The sequence below is a fragment of the Agrobacterium sp. 20P9.1.2 genome (assembly GCF_057799395.1).
Genome location: NZ_JBYOKI010000003.1, coordinates 565,939 through 583,956 on the forward strand (window position 1 = coordinate 565,939; position 18,018 = coordinate 583,956).

Genomic DNA, 18,018 nt, shown 5'->3' on the forward strand with positions numbered 1-18,018 from the left:
TGGAACTCATCTGCCCCGCGATTCTCTCGCCCGCTTCGTAGGAAACACTTAAGCGTCATTAAGGTTAATGAAGTGTTTACTTTCGTTAACCGGAGACGCCGCCTGAGTGATTTTTCTTAAAGAATCACTCGAAGCACGAATTCCTCCCTTGGAATCAGAGAGTTGGAGCCAATGCAAGATTCAGAATTTCAACGGAGCGAAATAAAATCATTGCGCGGACGCAAAGCCGCACCTGCAAAAGCAAGTTCGATTCGTTAACGGCAGAGGCTTTTCCCCAACCAATTTTGGGACAGGCTCGGCAACTGATCTTACGTATTTAAGACGTGCCGAAGAAATTCGGACTGGAGCCCAATGATGATTTCAGCTGCGTATATTCGCTCTTTTTTATAAAATATTGCGTTCAAGGCGTTCCAAAGGACTGAAAATTGCGTTAACGCAGCACAATCTCTTCCAAGAGTTATAAGTGTTACTTAACAACGGAACCAAAATCATGACCGACGCGATATCCAAGGTATCGCCGACCGCTGCAAATCCGAACGATGTAAAGACAAATTCGCCTGCACGAGTTCTTACTGCCAGCGTGGTCGGCACGACCATCGAATTCTTCGATTTCTACGTTTATGCGACTGCCGCAGTGCTCGTGTTCCCGACATTGTTCTTCCCGAACAATGATCCGATGACGGCGCTTCTTGCATCCTTCGCCACCTTCTCCATCGCCTTCTTCGCCCGCCCGCTGGGTGCCGTGGTGTTCGGCCATTATGGCGACCGCGTGGGCCGTAAGACGACGCTCGTGGCTGCTCTTCTGACCATGGGCGTTTCCACCGTCATCATCGGCCTGCTGCCGTCCTATGAAACCGCTGGCGTTCTCGCGCCGCTGCTTCTGGCGTTGTGCCGCTTCGGTCAGGGCTTCGGTCTTGGTGGTGAATGGGGCGGTGCCGTGCTTCTGGCAACGGAAAATGCTCCCCCCGGCAAGCGCAGCTGGTACGGCATGTTCCCGCAGCTGGGCGCACCTCTCGGTCTGTTCCTGTCGTCTGGTGTGTTCTGGCTCTTGCTGCACCTTATGTCGCAGGAAGCCTTGCTGAGCTGGGGCTGGCGCATTCCTTTCGTCGCGTCGATCATCCTGATCGCCGTCGGCCTGTGGGTTCGCCTTTCCATCACTGAGACGCCGGCCTTCCAGAAGGCCATCGACAAGCAGGAGCGCGTTGCCGTTCCGGTCGCTGAACTCTTCCGCCACCACAAGCGCAGCCTGGCGCTCGGTACCTTCGTTGCGCTGGCAACCTTCGTGCTGTTCTACATCGGCACGGCTTATCTGCTGTCTTACAACGTCAAGGTTCTGAAAATCCCGTTCCTCGACGCGCTGGAAGTCCAGATCCTCAGCTCCATCGTCTTCGGTATCTTTATTCCGATCGCTGGAAAGCTGGCAGAACGTTTCGGTCGTCGTGAAGTCCTGATCGCCACCACGGTGCTGATCGGTGCATTCTCCTTCCTGTTGCCAAGCCTGATGACCAGCGGCGAAGGCTCGATCTTCGTCTTCGCGGCTCTCGCCATGGCGCTGATGGGCATGACCTACGGCCTCATCGGAACGGCGCTTGCTGCCCCCTTCCCGACAACGGTTCGCTACACCGGCTCCTCCATCACCTTCAACATGGCCGGCATCTTCGGCGCATCGCTCGCGCCCTACATCGCCACATGGCTGCAGGTGAATTACGGCATGGGCTATGTCGGCTACTACCTCTGCGTTGCAGCCATCATCACGCTGCTTTGCATTCTGCTCTCGGGCAAAGACGAAGTCTAAGCCTGAATCAAACACACAGAAAAGCCCGCGAAGTCATTGGCTGCGCGGGCTTTTTCTTTGGATCTCTGTGTTTAACGCCCGGGGTTCTTATAGTGATCGTAAACCCACGACCGATACCAGCCATGGGAAAACCTGCCACATAAAGATTTGAAGGGTCATAGGCTTCGCCAGATTTTGCAGTCTTAAACTTAAAAGCTTACTCGCCCGGATGGATTTTATGGCGGCGCGCACGGTTTGCATCGCTGACCCAAATGGCGGACCAAACGCCCGCACCAATGAGTAGCGGCAGAACATACAGAAAAAAGAAGGTCGCGGAATTCATGGTCGTAGCCTTCCTAGGACATGTCTTGCCGCTAAATGTAATATCAACGCGGTGAAAAGCCAAGTACCTGTGGAAACCACGATGCTCCAGGAGAGGCTAAGCCTCTCCCCGTTTGCCATCGAAACCGCCGGCGCTATGAAGCCCGCAGCAATGCAAGCCGTTGAAAGACGATCAATGGAATTCGCCAGAAGCTTGGTGCGTTCGTTGTGGACGAGACTCATCCGTCACGCCCCGAGAAACGGCTCCACCTCACGACCAGGCATGAACAACCCCAACCGCTTGATTTCCCATTCGAGCCGAATGCCCGCATGCTCGAACACACGCTTGCGCACGGCTTCACCTAGATATTCCAGATCATAACCGGTCGCATGGCCGGTGTTGATCATGAAATTGCAGTGCAGCGAAGACATCTGCGCGCCGCCGATGACCATACCGCGACCGCCCGCCTCATCGATGAGGCTCCAGGCCGAATGACCCTTTGGGTTCTTGAAGGTCGAGCCGCCGGTCTGTTCGCGGATCGGCTGAACCGTTTCGCGGTGATGGCGGACCGCATCCATGTCTGCGCGGATTTTTGCCCGGTCTTCCGGGTGACCTTCGAACAGAGCGCCCGTGAAGATCAAATCCTTGGACGCTTCGGAATGACGGTAGCTGTAGCCCATATCGGCGTTGGACAGGACATGTTGATTGCCCTGACGGTCCACGGCGTAGACTTCCACCACGCGGTCACGCGTTTCGCCGCCATTGGCACCGGCATTCATGCGCAGCGCGCCGCCGATGGAGCCGGGAATGCCGTAATAGAAATGGAACCCGCCGATGCCATTGTCCATCGCCATGGCCGAGATATGCTTGTCCGGGCAAATCGCACCGGCCTTGATGCGGTTTTCGCCAGCCAGTTCTACCTGGCCGAAGCCCTTGGCGGACAGCCGCACGACGACACCGGGGATGCCGCCATCGCGAACCAGCAGGTTGGAGCCGACGCCGACGACCGTCAGCGGCACGTCTTCCGGCAGGATTTTGAGGAAGGCAATGAGATCATCGGTATCATGGGGCTGGAACATCAGTTCCGCCAGACCACCTGCCCTGAACCACGTTACGCGATCCATCGGACTGTCTGGCGTCAAACGTCCTCTGAGTTCCTTTACTCCGTCGCCGAGCCTTTCCAGCAACTTTACCCCATCCACCTGTCTCATGCAGACTTTCCTGAAATGCTATCCAATTCCGAGGGCAGCACTGCTGCCCACTGCGTAATGTTACCAGCCCCCAAGAGAACCACGAAATCACCGGGATTCGCAATGGCCGCAACGGTCTTTGCCAGATCGTCGCGGGAGGCCAGATGGCGTGCATCCCGATGGCCCGCTGCCCTTGTGGCAGAAACGAGCGCTTCGGAGTTCACACCGTCGATTGCATCTTCACCCGCCGCATAGACCGGAGCAAGAAGAATTGTGTCGGCATCGTTGAAACAATGCGCAAAATCTTCAAACAGGCTGGAAAGGCGCGAATAACGGTGCGGCTGATGTACGGCGATAATGCGCCCGCTGCATGCCTCACGCGCCGCTTTCAGTACAGCCTTGATCTCGACCGGGTGGTGACCGTAATCGTCGAACACCTGCACACCGTTGGATTCGCCCGTCAGCGTGAAGCGGCGCTTGACGCCACCGAAGGAGGCCAACCCCTTCTTGATGTCCTCGACGGAAATGCCAAGACGATTGGCAACGGCAATCGCCGCCGTTGCATTCGACACGTTGTGACGGCCAGGCATCGGCAGTACGAGATCGGTGAAGGTGAAAATCTTGCCCGTGCGGCGACGGCGAATTTCCACGTCGAAAATCGACTTTGTGCCATCGATGCGCACATTATAGAAGCGCACGTCAGCCTGCGGGTTTTCGCCATAGGTGATGACCTTGCGGTCCTCGATCTTGCCCACCAGCGTCTGCACTTCTGGATGGTCGATGCACAGCACGCCGAAACCGTAGAACGGCACGTTTTCCACAAACTGGCGGAACGCGGCGCGCACGGCATCGAAATTGCCGTAATGGTCCAGATGCTCCGGGTCTATATTGGTGATGACGGCGACGTCGGCAGGCAACTTGAGGAAAGTGCCGTCGGATTCATCGGCCTCCACCACCATCCATTCACCCTCACCCATGCGAGCATTGGTGCCGTAGGCATTGATGATGCCGCCATTGATGACCGTCGGGTCGAGGTTGCCCGCTTCCAGAAGGGTTGCAACCATGGACGTGGTTGTCGTCTTGCCATGCGTACCGCCAATGGCAATCGCATTACGAAAGCGCATCAGCTCGGCCAGCATTTCTGCACGGCGAACGATCGGCAGATGCTTTTCACGCGCTGCCGCCAATTCCGGGTTGTTCTTCTTGATAGCCGTGGAGACCACAACGACCTCTGCATCGCCAAGGTTTTCCGCAGCCTGACCGACGAAGACCTCGATGCCCTTGTCACGCAGACGCTGCACATTGGCACTGTCTGCCTGATCCGACCCCTGCACGCGGTGGCCAAGATTGTGAAGTACCTCGGCAATGCCGCTCATGCCGATGCCACCAATTCCGATGAAATGGACGAGACCTATGGCTTTCGGCATCTTCATGGATGCACTCCTTCTTTATTCTTCAATTTGAATTGCTGAACGGATTGCCCTGCGGCAACCGCTTCCACCAGATCGGCCAGACGCTGGGCCGCATCGGGTTTGCCGGTTGCCTTCGCAGCAGCAGCTGTTTGCGCCAGACGATCGGGATCGTTCATGGCATCGCTCAGCAGCGAGGACAGCTTTTGCGGAGACAGTTCAGACTGTTTGATGACACTTGCGCCACCCGCTGCCGAAAGGGCGGCGGCATTGGCGGCCTGGTCGTGATCCAGTGCATGCGGATAAGGCACCAGCACGGAGGGACGCCCGATGACGGACAGTTCCGATACGGTGGATGCACCCGAACGGCTGATGACGAGATCGGCCCCGGCGATGCGTTCTGCCATATCGCCGAAGAAGGGCGAGATATCCGCCTTCACGCCGAGCTTGGTATAGGACGCAATCACGCTGTCCTTGTCTTCGGGACGCGCCTGCTGCGTCACCGAAATGCGCGAGCGCATCTCGTTCGGCATCAGGCAGATGGCGGCAGGCACTGCGCCGGAGAAAAACTGCGCGCCCTGACTTCCGCCGAAGACGACCAGCTGGAACGGCTCACCGGCATGGGATGGCGTATAGGCCACATCGGCGGCAGACAGCACGGCAGGGCGAACCGGGTTACCCGTCGCCACCGTCTTGTCGGCATATTGCCCTTGCGTCTCGGGCAGGAAGCCGCCTGCAATGGCTTTGACACGCTTTGCCAGCGCCTTGTTGGCGCGACCCATCACGGCATTCTGCTCATGGATGATCGATGGCACGCCGAGCCCCGTAGAGGCCAGCAGCGGCGGCACGGTGGGATAACCACCGAAACCGACAACGGCGACAGGCTTCAGCTTCGTCACCAGACGACGCGCAGCACGAAGTCCGGTCCACAGCTTCAACAGAGCCTTGGCGACCGAAATGGGGTTCTTGGAGCCGATGGTGGCCGATGGGACGACGTGGATTTCATCGGCCGGAAACTTGCCCGCGTAACGTTCGGCGCGGCTATCGGTTACCAGATGCACGGAATATCCGCGCGCCTTCAACTCGTAAGCCAGCGCCTCTGCCGGAAACACATGGCCGCCGGTTCCCCCGGCGGCAAGCAGAACAATACCTTTGCTCATATTTTTACTCCGCAGGAAGGCCTGCATTGACCCGGAAGAAACTGCGCTCCTGCGCACGTTTCTCAGGGCGATGGCGCGTCAGCGCCAGCAGGAAACCAGCCGTAACACAAATCGCCATCATAGACGAACCACCATAGGAAATCAGCGGCAGGGTCATGCCCTTGGCGGGCATCAGTTCAAGGTTGACGCCGATGTTGATCATCGATTGTACGCCAAGCTGAAGCACCAGACCGGCAACGGCAAAACGGACGAAATCGTCCTTTTCCTTGAAGGCATGCGCCAGACCGCGCAACACGATGAAAGCGAAGATCAGAACCAGCAGCATGCAGAACAGAATGCCGAATTCCTCCGCCGCAACGGAGAAGATGAAGTCGGTGTGGCTATCGGGAATGATACGCTTGACGATGCCTTCACCCGGGCCTTGGCCGAACCAGTTACCGCGAATGATGGCTTCACGGGCGGTGTCCACCTGAAACGTGTCGCCCTCACCCGTCCAGAACCGGTCGATACGACCAGCAACGTGCGGCAACATCAGATAGGCCGTCACGATACCGCCGACACCAAGACCGCCCAACATGATGATCCAGAACCACGGCACACCAGCCATGAAGAACATGCCCCCCCAGACGACAGATGTCAGAATGGTCTGCCCGAAGTCCGGCTGGGCGATGAGAAGTGCGGCCACGATGCCGAAGGTAATGATGGCAAAGAGATTGCCGGGAATTTCAGGGTGACGCGCACGCTCCGCAAACAGCCACGCGCAGACGATGACGAAAGCGGGCTTCATGAACTCGGACGGCTGAATGGAGAAGCTGCCGATGGAAATCCAGCGGCGCGCGCCCTTGACCTCGATGCCGAAGAACAGCGCAAAGATCATCATCAGCAGCGATGCAATGAGAATGATAACGGCCACGCGGCGCACCTGTCGCGGCGAGAGGAACGACAGACCCACCATGATGGCCAGTGACGGCACCATGAACATGGCCTGACGCTCGACGAAGAAGAAGCTATTGAGGCCGATACGTTCTGCCACCGCGGGAGATGCCGCAAAGGACAGCATCAGCCCGATACCCATCAACGTAATGAAGGCAGCGAGGAAGAAACGGTCGATGGTCCAGAACCATTCCGCGACCGGTCCACGGTCAATACGGCTTACCATTTCATCAGCCCCCCTTTTCCGAGCCAACCAACATCGTCACATTGCCAAGTGCCGCAACATGCGAAACGAACGAATCACCACGTATTTCAAAGTTCTTATATTGATCGAAGCTTGCGCAAGCCGGTGATAACATCACGACATTGCCGTCGCGGCCATCCTTCTGCGCATCCTCCGCCGCGTGCTGTACGGCCTTGTCCAGCGTGCCGGAGATCTCGTAGGGCACGGCCTCACCCAAAGTCGCTGCAAATTCTGCCGCCGCCTCACCGATGAGATAGGCCTTGGCGATATGCGAAAACAGCGGCGAAAGGCTGGTGATGCCACCCGCCTTGGGCAGACCACCAGCAATCCAGTAGATGCGGTCATAGCTGGACAAAGCCGGAGCCGCCGCATCCGCATTGGTCGCCTTGCTGTCATTGACGAAGGTGACATTGCCGCGACGGCCAACCGGCTGCATGCGGTGCTTGAGGCCGGGGAAGGAGTTCAGCCCTGCCCGGACTTCATCAACAGAAACGCCAACAGCCAGGCAGGCAGCGATAGCCGCTGCCGCGTTCTGCGCATTGTGGCTGCCGCGCAGGGTCTGGATGCCATCGAGATCGACCAGCAGCGAAGACGTGCCGCCTTTTGCCTTCATGATCCGGCTGCCCTCGGCATAAAGGCCATCCGCCACAACGCTGCGTTTGGAAATGCGCGAGACCTTGACGCCAGCCCGCTCGATGCGATCAGCGATCAGCGTGCAGTAGCTGTCATCCACGCCGATCACGGCGGTGTCACTGCCAGCGACCAAGCGTTCCTTGACGTCGGCATAATGCTGCATCGTGCCGTGACGGTCGAGATGATCGGGCGTCAGGTTGAGTAGAATACCCGCTGTCGGGTTCAGCGTCGGCGCAAGATCGATCTGGTAGGACGAGCATTCGACCACGTAGAAGCGCTGCGCTTTCGGCGGATCGAGGCTCAAGACCGCCGTGCCGATATTGCCGCCGAGCTGCGTATCGCGGCCAGAGGCTGTCAGAATATGCGCGATCAGCGCCGTGGTCGTGGATTTGCCGTTGGTCCCAGTGATCGCGATAAAGGGGCAATCTGGCGCATGCGCCCGGCGTTCACGAACGAAAAGCTCGACATCGCCTATCACCTCAACGCCAGCGGCGCGGGCGAGATCGACGGACCAGTGCGGCTTGGGATGCGTCAGCGGGACACCGGGGGCCAGAACGAAGGCCGCGAGCTTCGACCAGTCAAGCGTGCGCAGGTCTGCCGTGTGAATGCCTTCGCTTTGCGCCTTGGCGACACTATCGGGATTGTCATCGAACGCCGTCACCTCAGCACCGCCAGCGACCAGCGCCCTTGCGGTGACGAGGCCCGAGCCGCCGAGACCGAACAGGGCTACCTTTTTTCCGGCAAGTGAGGTGACAGGGATCATGCCGTTACCTCAGCTTCAGCGTTGCAAGGCCGAGCATGGCAAGACCAACGGAGATGATCCAGAAGCGGATAACCACCTGGCTTTCCGTCCAGCCCTTCTTTTCGAAATGGTGGTGGATGGGTGCCATGAGGAACACGCGCCTGCCGGTGCGTTTGAACCAGAACACCTGAATGATGACCGACAGCGTTTCCATGACAAACAGGCCGCCGACGATGATCATGACGATCTCGTGCTTGACGGCAACCGCGATGGAGCCGATGAGGCCGCCGAGTGCCAGCGAACCGGTGTCACCCATGAAGATAGCGGCCGGTGGTGCGTTGAACCACAGGAAGCCGAGGCCAGCGCCGATGACCGCGCCGACGATGACGGCAAGCTCACCCGTACCGGGTACAAAATTGATCTGGAGGTAATTGGCGAAGATGGCATTACCGACGAGGTAGGAGATGACGCCGAAGGTCGCCGCCGCAATCATGACCGGCACGATGGCCAGACCATCGAGACCATCCGTCAGGTTCACCGCATTGCCCGCACCGACGATGACGAAGGCGCCGAACAGCACGAAGAAATAGCCGAGATTGACGACGAACTCCTTGAAGAACGGGAAGGCAATGGAGCTTCCCAGCGTGCCGCCATGCGGCGCGGTTGCCAGCGCAACTTCCATCATGAAGAAGACCGCAATGGCCGCAATCACGAATTCGATGCCAAGGCGTGCCTTGCCGGAAAAGCCCTTGTCGCTTTGCTTGGTGACTTTCAGATAGTCATCGTAAAAACCGATGGCACCGAAGCCGAGCGTCACCATCAGCACGGCGACGACGTAGACGTTGGAGAGGTCACCCCACAGCAGCGAACCACCGAGAATGCCCGCAAGGATCATCAGCCCGCCCATGGTGGGCGTACCGGCCTTCTTGAAATGCGTCTGCGGACCATCGGCGCGGATCGGCTGACCCTTACCCTGGCGGATGCGCAGCGAATTGATGATGGCGGGGCCGAACAGGAAGACGATGAGGGCAGAGGTAAACAGTGCCGCACCGGCCCGGAACGTAATGTACCGGAACAGATTGAAGATTTGAACTTTGTCCGACAGTTCAACGAGCCAGATCAGCATGTTTGCCCTTTCAAAAGGCCGGTTAAAGCGGCGGGCAGACAAGGGGTAAGCCTGCGCCGCTCCAAGTTTTCGTTTCAGCACCGTGTTGCCGGAGGCAGCTATTTGCGTCCGGCTGAAATGCTCAGATTTGGCGTTCCGTCTCGGGGAATGCCGGATGCTTGTCAAGAAGGGCAGAGACGATCTTGCCGAAACCGATGCCAAGTGATGATTTTATCATCACCACATCGCCCGGCTGGACCCATTTGAGCACGAATTCATTGAGTTCGGCAGTGGTGGGGAACCACGCAACGGTCACGCTCTCCGGCAGGGCATCGCGAAGTGCAGCCATCGACTCACCCGCCAGCCACACATGTTCGATACCGGCAGACAGAAGCGGACCGGACAATTCCTCATGTACCTCAGTCGCAAACTCGCCCATTTCAAGCATGTCGCCGAGAACGGCGACGCGCCGTCCGTTGCCGCGCACTTCCGCAGAGGCAAGCAGCGCAATGGCTGCGCGCATGGAGGCCGGGTTGGCGTTGTAGCTCTCATCGATCAGCAGGAACGAACCCTCGCCGACCGAAAGGCGGTGGCGCTGGCCCCTGCCCTTCACGGCTTCCAATGTGCCAAGTGCCGCAAAGGCCCGGTCGAGATCGGCCCCGGTCACGGCAACGGTGCCAAGAGCGGCCATGGCGTTTTCGGCAATGTGGCGACCGGCAGCACCGATATGCAGCTCGCTGGTCTCGCCGTTGATGATGGCCCAGATGGTGGAGCCGTTTGGCGTGCTTTCATAATCGGCAAGGCGGAAGTCGGCCTTGGCATGCTGACCGAATGTCAGCACATGCTCGATGCCTGCATCATAGGCTGCCCGCTCAAGCTGCTCGAACTGCGCGTTGTCGCGATTGAGAATGACCGCGCCGCCCGGCAATACGCCGTCGAAGATTTCAGCCTTCGCCGCAGCAATCTCTTCCAAGCTGTTGAAATTGCCCAGATGCGCCGCCGCTATGGTGGTGATGATGGCGAGATGCGGCTTTACCTGTTTGACCAACGGGCTGATTTCACCCGCATGGTTCATGCCGACTTCGAAAATCCCGAATTCCGTATCGGCGGGCATACGCGCCAGCGTCAGCGGCACGCCCCATTGATTGTTGAAGGAGGAAACGGCTGCATGGACCTTGCCGGAGGGCGACAGAACCTGCCGCAGCATTTCCTTTGTCGTCGTCTTGCCGACGGAACCGGTGATGGCGATGATGCGTGCCGATGTCCGCTCTCTGGCTGCAATGCCGAGCTTGACCATGGCGGCGAGCACATCTTCCACAACGATCATCGGTACGGTCAGTCGCCCCAGCGCTGGCAGCTTGGATTCCGACACCACCAGAAGTCCCGCACCGTTTGCCACCGCAAAGCTTGCATAATCATGGCCGTCCACCCGGTCGCCCTTGATGGCGAAGAATGCTTCGCCCGCCTGAACGGTGCGGCTATCGATGGAAATGCCTGTGATGCCTTGCGGCAGATTGCCAACCGGACGGCCTGCCATGACGGCGACCATTTCCGGCACTGTCCATAACCAGTTCAAATTTTCAATCCTTCCAGCGCAGTACGCACCTGTTCATGGTCCGAAAACGGCAGCGTGACGCCGCCGATGATCTGACCTTCCTCATGCCCCTTGCCCGCTACAATCAACGTATCGCCATTCCCCAGCAGCGAAACCGCGTAGCAGATAGCTTCAGCCCTATCCGCAATTTCCAGAGCACCGGGGGCGGCCACCATGATTTCGGCGCGAATGGTCTGCGGCTCTTCCGAACGCGGATTGTCATCCGTCACGATGACGATGTCGGAAAGCCGGGTCGCGACCTCACCCATGATGGGGCGCTTGCCCTTATCGCGGTCTCCGCCACAGCCGAACACCGTGATGATGCGGCCAGAGGTGAAGGGCCGCACGGAGGTCAGCACATTCTCCAGCGCATCTGGCTTGTGGGCATAGTCCACATAGGCCAGCGCACCGTTTTTCGTCTGGCCGATCAACTCGAGACGACCAGCGGCACCCACCAGCTTTTCCAGCGCCTTCAGCGCCACGGACGCCGAAACGCCGGTAGAAATCGCAAGCCCTGCGGAAACCAGCGCATTCGCAACCTGAAAATCACCAGCCAAGGGAATATCGACTTCGTAAATCTTGCCCTGATGGTGCACTTCGATCATCTGCTTGTGACGGAAATGCTCGACGCGCTTCAGCTCCAGATAATCGCCCTTGCGACCGACGGTGCGCACATCGTGCCCCGCTTCCTTCGCCACCTGAATGGCGCGGTCCGACCATGGGTCGTCAGCGAAGATGATAACGGGCGAACCCTTGGGCAAAAGCGTATCGAATAGCCGCATCTTGGCGGCCATGTAGTCTTCGATGGTCGGATGGTAATCCATGTGATCGCGACCGAGATTGGTAAATCCCGCAGCCTTGAGCTTCACGCCATCCAGACGACGCTGGTCGAGGCCATGGCTGGAGGCTTCCATCGCGGCATGGGTCACGCCTTCGGAAGCGAGTTCCGCCAGCAGCGCATGCAGCGAGACCGGATCCGGCGTCGTCAGCGAGCCATACTCTTCGCGGCCCGGCGCGATGACGCCCGTCGTGCCAATCTGTGCTGCGGCATGGCCTGCGAAAGCCCAGATTTGGCGGGTGAAGGAAGCAACCGAGGTCTTGCCCGCCGTGCCTGTTACGGCGACCATTGTTTCGGGCTGTTTTCCGTAAAAACGGGCGGCAGACAGCGAGAGATAGCGGCGCGCATCCGAGACGACCAGAACCGGCACATGGGCGGCAATTGCGTGGTTGGACACCACCGCGACAGCGCCTTTGGCCACTGCATCCTGCACATAGGCAGCACCATCGGCCTTGGTTCCGGCAACGGCTACGAAAAGCGATCCCGGCTGGACCTTGCGGCTATCCGCCGTAATCCCCGTAATCTCCAGCGCTCCGGCTTCCGCCTGAAGCAATTCATTCAATTCCGGAAACTCGCTCCCGGATAGGTCTCGCAAATTCATCGATATGTCCGTCTTGTCCCCCCGGCGCGAATCGCCGGTCCATGGTAAGCTGTAACAATCAATAAGACACCAGCAAGGCCGATCCGTCGCTGCCGAACTTTGGCTTTACACCGAGAATGGCGGCAGAGCGGCTGATGATATCCTTCACCATTGGCGCTGCCGTATTACCGGCAAGCGCGGCCCCGTTGCCCTTGTCGGTACGCGGCTCATCGATGAAGGTCAGCACGACATATTGCGGGTCATAGATCGGGAAAGCACCCAAAAACGCGTTAAAATTCTTGTCGTGCACATAGCGACCGTTGACGACCTTATCTGCCGTTCCAGTCTTGCCGCCAACGTCGAAGCCTTCGACGCGCGCGTTGCGACCGGAACCCTTGGTGCCGTTCCAGTCGAACAGGAAGCGCATGTCCTTGCTGGTCGTCGGTTTCATGACCTGCGTTGCCACCTGATCTGCCTGTTCTCTGGTGCGAGGCAAGAAGGTTGGCTCGATGAGCTTTCCACCATTGACCAGCGCCGCACCGGCAATCGCCGTCTGCAACGGGGTGGTCGACACACCGTGACCAAAGGAGATGGTGATGGAGTTGATCTTCTTCCATGTGCGCGGCTGCGATGGCATCGCCACTTCCGGCAATTCCGTCTTCATTCTCGACAGCAGGCCAAGCTTGGTCAAAAAGTCCTTGTGGCCGTCGATGCCCACAGTGTCGGCAATCTTGGCCGTACCGATGTTGGACGAATACTGGAAAATTTCCGGCACCGACAGCATGCGGCCTTTGCCGTGGAAATCCTTGATGGTGAAGCCACCGATGCGGATCGGCGCGCGGGCATCGAACATATCGTTGATGCGGACCTTCCCGGAATCGAGACCCATGGCGATAGTAAAGGACTTGAAGGTTGAGCCCATTTCGAACGTGCCGTTCGACATGCGGTTGAGCCAGCCTTCCTTAGCGCCTTCCGCCGGGTTATTGGGATCATAATCAGGCTCGGAAACCATGGCGAGGATTTCGCCGGTATGCACGTCTATCACGACGGCGCCCGCGCCGAGAGCCTCTGTTTTCTTGATCCATTCGCTCACGACTTCACGGGCAATCGCCTGAACGCGCAGGTCGATGGAAAGCTTGACCGGCTCCAGCGGCTGGTCGGATGTCATGCCAAGCGCCGTCAGGTCGGCAAGGCCCTGGCTGTCGAGATAGCGTTCCATACCCGCAACGCCGCGGTTATCGATATTGACGTGACCGACGACGTGGGCCGCGGTCGGGCCACCCGGATAGAAGCGGCGCTTCTCAGGACGGAAGCCGATGCCAGGAATACCCAGCGCCAAAATCTGGCTCTGCTGCTTCGGCGTCAACTGGCGGCGCAGCCACTGGAACCGCGATTCGGATTTCAGTTTCTGGTAGGTGCCGCGCGTATCGAGATCGGGCAGAACGGTGCGCAGCTTCTCGATGGCTTCATCGACATCGACGATGCGGTGCGGTTCGGCAAACAGAGAGACGGTGCGGATGTCCGTTGCCAACACTTCGCCATTACGATCCAGAAGATCGGGGCGCGAGGCCATCAGCCGGTCTGCGGGCGCAATGCTGGAAACAGTTTCCGGCTGCGTCATACCATACTGAACCAGACGACCGCCAACGACACCATAAAAAGCGATGAAGCCGAAAATCAGCAGGCCGACGCGGGTCTTTGCCTGCGTTGCACGGCGTTTGCGCGCACCTTCAAAGGCAGCGTGGTCGGCAAACCCACTGGTGCTTGCGGAAAAATGAGCCCTGCTTTTCAGAACCATGACGCGAGACAGAAAAGACATCAGTCAACCGCTCCAGTTATCGTTTCATCCATATCGCCCGTCTCGTCGCCCAACTCGCCGCGCGCAACCGGCATGGGAGCGGCAGGACGCGCAGCGCGAGCCGCACGCGGCTGCGGCACTGGAATCCCGCCGGTTGCCGCAATCTGACCTGCGGGTGTCGACTTCGGCTTGACGCCACCCAGCGTCGCGCCCGGCTTGGAGCCGTTCATGGCAGCGGCAATCACGTCTTCCACGCTCATGCCCTGCGGCTCAGGCGGCTGCGGCAATTGCGAGCGCAGCATCGGCAATTCCTTCGGCTGCGAAAGCTGCGTCGGCTGCGTGGGTGCCAGCGAAAGGTCGCCTTGGTAAGCGTTAACCAGACGATGCAGACGGTTCGGCTGGGTCAGCAGCGCCCAGTCAGCCCGCAGAAGGTCGATGGTGTCCTTCTCCAGCTTGATTTCGGCTTCCAGCTTTTTCACCGATTCAAGCTTCAAATCGGCCTGATGCTTGATGGAATAGGTCACGACAGCTGCCGCCACCATCACACCCATGAGAACGAGGTCAAAGGTCCGCAGCATATCAGCCTCCCATCTTTTCAAGGCTGGCAAGGTCGGGAAGTTCGAAAATCGAGAAATCGGCAGGCCGAACCGGTGCAGTCGTGCGAACACCGGCGCGCAGCTTGGCGGAACGGGCGCGTGGATTGATTTCCGCCTCCTCGTCGCTCGCCGCAATCATCGGCTTGCCCAAGGAATCGAAAATGGCCGACTTGGCGGCGACCATCGGCATATGGCGCGAACCAGCCGCACGGTCGGAACGATCCGCGAAATATTTTTTGACGATGCGGTCTTCCAGCGAATGGAACGTGACGACCACAAGCCGCCCGCCGGGCTTCAGCGCCCGCTCTGCCGCAAACAGCGCCTGCGCCAACTCGCCCAACTCATCATTGACGAAGACGCGCAGCGCCTGAAACACCCGCGTTGCCGGATGAATCTTGTCCTTGGCCTTGCGCGGCGTGACGATCTCGATCAGTCCGGCCAGATCGCGGGTAGTGCGGAAAGGCTCTTCGGCGCGCTTCTTTTCGATAGCGCGGGCGATGCGGCCCGGCTGCTTTTCTTCGCCGAGAAAACCGAAAATACGGATGAGGTCGGAAACCTTGGCGCGGTTGACGACATCTGCCGCCGAAACACCGGATGCGGACATGCGCATATCCAGCGGACCGTTCTTCTGGAAAGAGAAGCCGCGCTCAGCCTCATCGATCTGCATGGAGGAAACGCCGATATCCAGCACGACGCCATCCAGCCCTTCGGCTGGCGCATGGTCTGCAAGATTGGAAAACTGGGACTGGATCAGCGAAAGACGCCCGCCATTGGCCGCAACCATAGCCTGCCCGCCCGCAATCGCGGTGGGGTCGCGGTCCAGAGCGATGACGTTGGCGCCCTGATCGAGAATGGCCTGCGTGTAGCCACCGGCACCGAATGTGCCATCGAGAATGACTTTACCCGGCGCTGGCTCCAGCGCCGTCAGAACCTCATGGAGAAGAACCGGAATGTGGCGAACCGGTCCGCCACCGGCATCAGAAGATCGTCCGCCAGAATTCGCCGCCATTCCGTTTCCCCGTCCTATCCGGGGCGAACAGCAGAAAATCCGCGCCCCGTTCTTGCTGCCTTCTGCGCCTCGTGAAACGCTTCCGGCTGCCACAACTGAAAATGATCCGCCCGACCGACGAAGGTGACTTCCGTGCTGATGGCGGTGAATTCCCGGATGAAATCCGTCACCATCAACCGCCCTTCCGCATCGAGCTTCATGAAAACGCCGCCACCGTGAACCAGCAGCGACATCGCGTTCGCTTCCGGCGAAAACGCGTCCATGGACGCGATCTGCCGTTCGTATCGTTCCAGCAAGTCCGGTCCGCCAACACTGATCGCCGGAAATGCGAAATCCTGAAGACAATAAAGCTCCTGAATGCCGCGCTCCGCCAAGACCGAACGAAACAGGGACGGAACCGAAACGCGCCCCTTGGCGTCGATCCTGTTCGTCACGTTCGATAAAAAGCGACCCATTGCAAAACTCGCCAAAACCGCCTGATGCCGGGCCAAAACCCGCACCGACTGGCAACACCGTTACGCACGACACATCGCTGACCGGTAGGACGTAATGCCCATCGGACCCTTGCAGGCCTCTCCGTTTCAGAGATTGCGGGTCAAAAACACGACCCTTTGTGGTGTGCATTTGGGATACCATGGGACACTTTGGGCGTCAATGGGAGAAGCCAGCAGGATGCCAGCTTCGGATCGAATATTCATATCCCGTTAAGTTTAACGAATGGTTTACCGTGTTCATTCAAGCACTTGCGCAGCGACAATAAATAATCGCCTCTCAAATATTATTTTATAAGCAATAACAAATACTTACACACCCCGCCCGGAGGCGTGGGTTAAGAGCCTGTAATAAAAAGGAATTTGCCAGTTGGCCTGTAAGCCGGGTTCTGTATGGCCCCGGTTTGACCCGGAACGTGGCAGCCATTCATCTGGGACGGCATTTGCACGCCGCCTCTCGCAACCCACCCGGATAACTCGCCCAAAAACCGGCTGTAGGTACGCTTGCGCGCACCCCGCGTTATCCCTATTCGGTCTTGCTCCCGGTGGGGTTTACCATGCCACCCCTGTTACCAGCGGCGCGGTGGGCTCTTACCCCACCCTTTCACCCTTACCATCTTAGAGATGGCGGTCTACTCTCTGCGGCACTTTCCCTAGGGTCGCCCCCGCCGGACGTTATCCGGCACCGTGTCTTTGTGGAGCCCGGACTTTCCTCACCCTACCGTCTTTCGACATTGGTAAAGCGCGGCTGCCCGGCCAACTGGCAGGGGCTCCATAGACGGGTTCAGGATGAAAAGCCAACAGAAAATCGGAGGATGGATGGGCTGAGTGTGCGAGCAGCCTTTTTTAAAACCTTACCGTCTCGCTCGCGCCAGGCGGTTTTTCGAAACGGCATCGGCAAGGCGCTTACGGATTTCGAGGAAAAATTCCTCTGGTATCATTCCATAATCGACCCTTGAAGGATCACCGGGATGGGGTCTTATCTCAGGGCTGGGCCATTCGAATTCATTGACTTCTGAAACGCGCACCCAGTTCCGGTCTTCGTCCAAACCAATCCTGGCGCAGATTTCCGTGGGAATTTCTAGCGAATATTCCTCTTCACCCACTTCAGGATAAGAGTGCGAAATGGGCACGACCAAAGTCTTGCCGGTTTTCGCCGTGTGAAGCACGATAGCGCAAGGCCGTTCCTTGCCACTCGTAGACAGGCCTTTTTGACTGTCAGCATCCCACAGATAATCGAATCGGATCACCAGACCCGGAACCGGATCAGGATAGTTCACTCCGATGCTTTACCGTATTCGGCGCTCATAATCGCGTCCAACATCTCGTCATCCATCTCGCTGACATGAATTGCCCGACGTTCCCTACTTTTCAGTCGCTCGTAATTTTCGAGTTCTTTCAAGCTGATGTAAGCGCCGATTGGTCGGCCATGCGATGTGACTTCGACGCCGCCAGAAGCTTTTGCTTCATCGCTATATTTGCCGAACTCCTTTGCGAATGTCGTCGCTGCAACTCGTATTGAATAACCCATTCTCAAACTCCTGCCTTCACCATAAAATACGGAACTTCCGTATTTTGTCAATTCCAGCGGAGATGGCCC

General features: G+C 58.4%; 15 protein-coding genes and 1 other RNA gene. 1 reads left to right on the forward strand and 15 read right to left on the reverse strand.

Going from position 1 to position 18,018, the window contains the following annotated elements; genetic code table 11:
* Window positions 1-490 precede the first annotated feature (490 nt).
* Entirely contained in the window at window positions 491-1,795 is a 1,305-nt protein-coding gene (locus tag AC27VJ_RS12090; RefSeq protein ID WP_113087927.1) for an MFS transporter, read from the forward strand.
* A gap of 546 nt (window positions 1,796-2,341) precedes the next feature.
* On the opposite strand, the gene murB is transcribed toward AC27VJ_RS12090, so the two are convergent.
* The 15 genes from murB to AC27VJ_RS12165 all read right to left on the reverse strand — a co-directional run bounded on the left by murB (window position 2,342) and on the right by AC27VJ_RS12165 (window position 17,949).
* Window positions 2,342-3,307 carry a UDP-N-acetylmuramate dehydrogenase gene (murB, locus tag AC27VJ_RS12095; RefSeq protein ID WP_488684216.1) on the reverse strand — a complete coding sequence of 322 codons (966 nt, stop codon included), beginning with the start codon at window positions 3,305-3,307 and terminating at the stop codon, window positions 2,342-2,344.
* The gene (gene murC, locus AC27VJ_RS12100) at window positions 3,304-4,719 is read right to left on the reverse strand and encodes a UDP-N-acetylmuramate--L-alanine ligase (RefSeq protein ID WP_488684217.1); all 1,416 of its coding nucleotides are present in this window, start codon (window positions 4,717-4,719) and stop codon (window positions 3,304-3,306) included. Before murC ends, murB begins: the two co-directional genes overlap by 4 nt.
* Window positions 4,716-5,855, reverse strand: a complete 1,140-nt coding sequence (gene murG, locus AC27VJ_RS12105) for an undecaprenyldiphospho-muramoylpentapeptide beta-N-acetylglucosaminyltransferase (RefSeq protein WP_488684218.1) — start codon at window positions 5,853-5,855, stop codon at window positions 4,716-4,718. The genes murC and murG overlap by 4 nt, the downstream gene beginning before the upstream one ends.
* 4 nt (window positions 5,856-5,859) lie before the next feature.
* On the reverse strand, window positions 5,860-7,014 hold the full coding sequence (gene ftsW / locus AC27VJ_RS12110) for a putative lipid II flippase FtsW (RefSeq protein WP_113087931.1): 1,155 nt from the start codon (window positions 7,012-7,014) through the stop codon (window positions 5,860-5,862).
* A gap of 4 nt (window positions 7,015-7,018) precedes the next feature.
* Complete coding sequence (gene murD / locus AC27VJ_RS12115) at window positions 7,019-8,428, reverse strand: UDP-N-acetylmuramoyl-L-alanine--D-glutamate ligase (RefSeq protein ID WP_488684219.1); 1,410 nt, start codon at window positions 8,426-8,428, stop codon at window positions 7,019-7,021.
* 4 nt (window positions 8,429-8,432) lie between these two features.
* Window positions 8,433-9,533: a phospho-N-acetylmuramoyl-pentapeptide-transferase gene (gene mraY / locus AC27VJ_RS12120; RefSeq protein WP_353578071.1), complete on the reverse strand. Its 1,101-nt coding sequence runs from the start codon at window positions 9,531-9,533 to the stop codon at window positions 8,433-8,435.
* 121 nt (window positions 9,534-9,654) lie between these two features.
* The gene (locus AC27VJ_RS12125; protein ID WP_488684221.1) at window positions 9,655-11,088 is read right to left on the reverse strand and encodes a UDP-N-acetylmuramoylalanyl-D-glutamyl-2,6-diaminopimelate--D-alanyl-D-alanine ligase; all 1,434 of its coding nucleotides are present in this window, start codon (window positions 11,086-11,088) and stop codon (window positions 9,655-9,657) included.
* Window positions 11,085-12,545, reverse strand: coding sequence for a UDP-N-acetylmuramoyl-L-alanyl-D-glutamate--2,6-diaminopimelate ligase (locus AC27VJ_RS12130; protein ID WP_488684222.1), 1,461 nt, complete (start codon window positions 12,543-12,545; stop codon window positions 11,085-11,087). The genes AC27VJ_RS12125 and AC27VJ_RS12130 overlap by 4 nt, the downstream gene beginning before the upstream one ends.
* A 58-nt stretch (window positions 12,546-12,603) precedes the next feature.
* The gene (locus tag AC27VJ_RS12135; protein ID WP_488684223.1) at window positions 12,604-14,343 is read right to left on the reverse strand and encodes a peptidoglycan D,D-transpeptidase FtsI family protein; all 1,740 of its coding nucleotides are present in this window, start codon (window positions 14,341-14,343) and stop codon (window positions 12,604-12,606) included.
* On the reverse strand, window positions 14,343-14,900 hold the full coding sequence (gene ftsL / locus AC27VJ_RS12140) for a cell division protein FtsL (protein WP_488684224.1): 558 nt from the start codon (window positions 14,898-14,900) through the stop codon (window positions 14,343-14,345). The genes AC27VJ_RS12135 and ftsL overlap by 1 nt, the downstream gene beginning before the upstream one ends.
* 1 nt (window position 14,901) lies before the next feature.
* Window positions 14,902-15,927 carry a 16S rRNA (cytosine(1402)-N(4))-methyltransferase RsmH gene (gene rsmH, locus AC27VJ_RS12145; protein ID WP_488684225.1) on the reverse strand — a complete coding sequence of 342 codons (1,026 nt, stop codon included), beginning with the start codon at window positions 15,925-15,927 and terminating at the stop codon, window positions 14,902-14,904.
* A gap of 14 nt (window positions 15,928-15,941) precedes the next feature.
* Entirely contained in the window at window positions 15,942-16,382 is a 441-nt protein-coding gene (gene mraZ / locus AC27VJ_RS12150) for a division/cell wall cluster transcriptional repressor MraZ (protein ID WP_488684226.1), read from the reverse strand.
* 398 nt (window positions 16,383-16,780) lie between these two features.
* Window positions 16,781-17,182: RNase P RNA component class A (gene rnpB / locus AC27VJ_RS12155), an RNA gene on the reverse strand.
* A gap of 90 nt (window positions 17,183-17,272) precedes the next feature.
* Complete coding sequence (locus AC27VJ_RS12160) at window positions 17,273-17,698, reverse strand: hypothetical protein (RefSeq protein WP_488684227.1); 426 nt, start codon at window positions 17,696-17,698, stop codon at window positions 17,273-17,275.
* Entirely contained in the window at window positions 17,695-17,949 is a 255-nt protein-coding gene (locus AC27VJ_RS12165) for a type II toxin-antitoxin system prevent-host-death family antitoxin (RefSeq protein ID WP_488684228.1), read from the reverse strand. The genes AC27VJ_RS12160 and AC27VJ_RS12165 overlap by 4 nt, the downstream gene beginning before the upstream one ends.
* Window positions 17,950-18,018 lie beyond the last annotated feature (69 nt).

What these genes read in the sequence shown, in the direction of transcription:
- murB (WP_488684216.1), bottom strand. Translation starts at nt 3,307, where the DNA reads ATGAGACAGGTGGATGGGGTAAAGTTGCTGGAAAGGCTCGGCGACGGA.
- ftsL (WP_488684224.1), bottom strand. Translation starts at nt 14,900, where the DNA reads ATGCTGCGGACCTTTGACCTCGTTCTCATGGGTGTGATGGTGGCGGCA.
- mraZ (WP_488684226.1), bottom strand. Translation starts at nt 16,382, where the DNA reads ATGGGTCGCTTTTTATCGAACGTGACGAACAGGATCGACGCCAAGGGG.
- rsmH (WP_488684225.1), bottom strand. Translation starts at nt 15,927, where the DNA reads ATGGCGGCGAATTCTGGCGGACGATCTTCTGATGCCGGTGGCGGACCG.
- mraY (WP_353578071.1), bottom strand. Translation starts at nt 9,533, where the DNA reads ATGCTGATCTGGCTCGTTGAACTGTCGGACAAAGTTCAAATCTTCAAT.
- AC27VJ_RS12165 (WP_488684228.1), bottom strand. Translation starts at nt 17,949, where the DNA reads ATGGGTTATTCAATACGAGTTGCAGCGACGACATTCGCAAAGGAGTTC.
- murC (WP_488684217.1), bottom strand. Translation starts at nt 4,719, where the DNA reads ATGAAGATGCCGAAAGCCATAGGTCTCGTCCATTTCATCGGAATTGGT.
- murD (WP_488684219.1), bottom strand. Translation starts at nt 8,428, where the DNA reads ATGATCCCTGTCACCTCACTTGCCGGAAAAAAGGTAGCCCTGTTCGGT.
- AC27VJ_RS12135 (WP_488684223.1), bottom strand. Translation starts at nt 14,343, where the DNA reads ATGTCTTTTCTGTCTCGCGTCATGGTTCTGAAAAGCAGGGCTCATTTT.
- murG (WP_488684218.1), bottom strand. Translation starts at nt 5,855, where the DNA reads ATGAGCAAAGGTATTGTTCTGCTTGCCGCCGGGGGAACCGGCGGCCAT.
- ftsW (WP_113087931.1), bottom strand. Translation starts at nt 7,014, where the DNA reads ATGGTAAGCCGTATTGACCGTGGACCGGTCGCGGAATGGTTCTGGACC.
- AC27VJ_RS12130 (WP_488684222.1), bottom strand. Translation starts at nt 12,545, where the DNA reads ATGAATTTGCGAGACCTATCCGGGAGCGAGTTTCCGGAATTGAATGAA.
- AC27VJ_RS12090 (WP_113087927.1), top strand. Translation starts at nt 491, where the DNA reads ATGACCGACGCGATATCCAAGGTATCGCCGACCGCTGCAAATCCGAAC.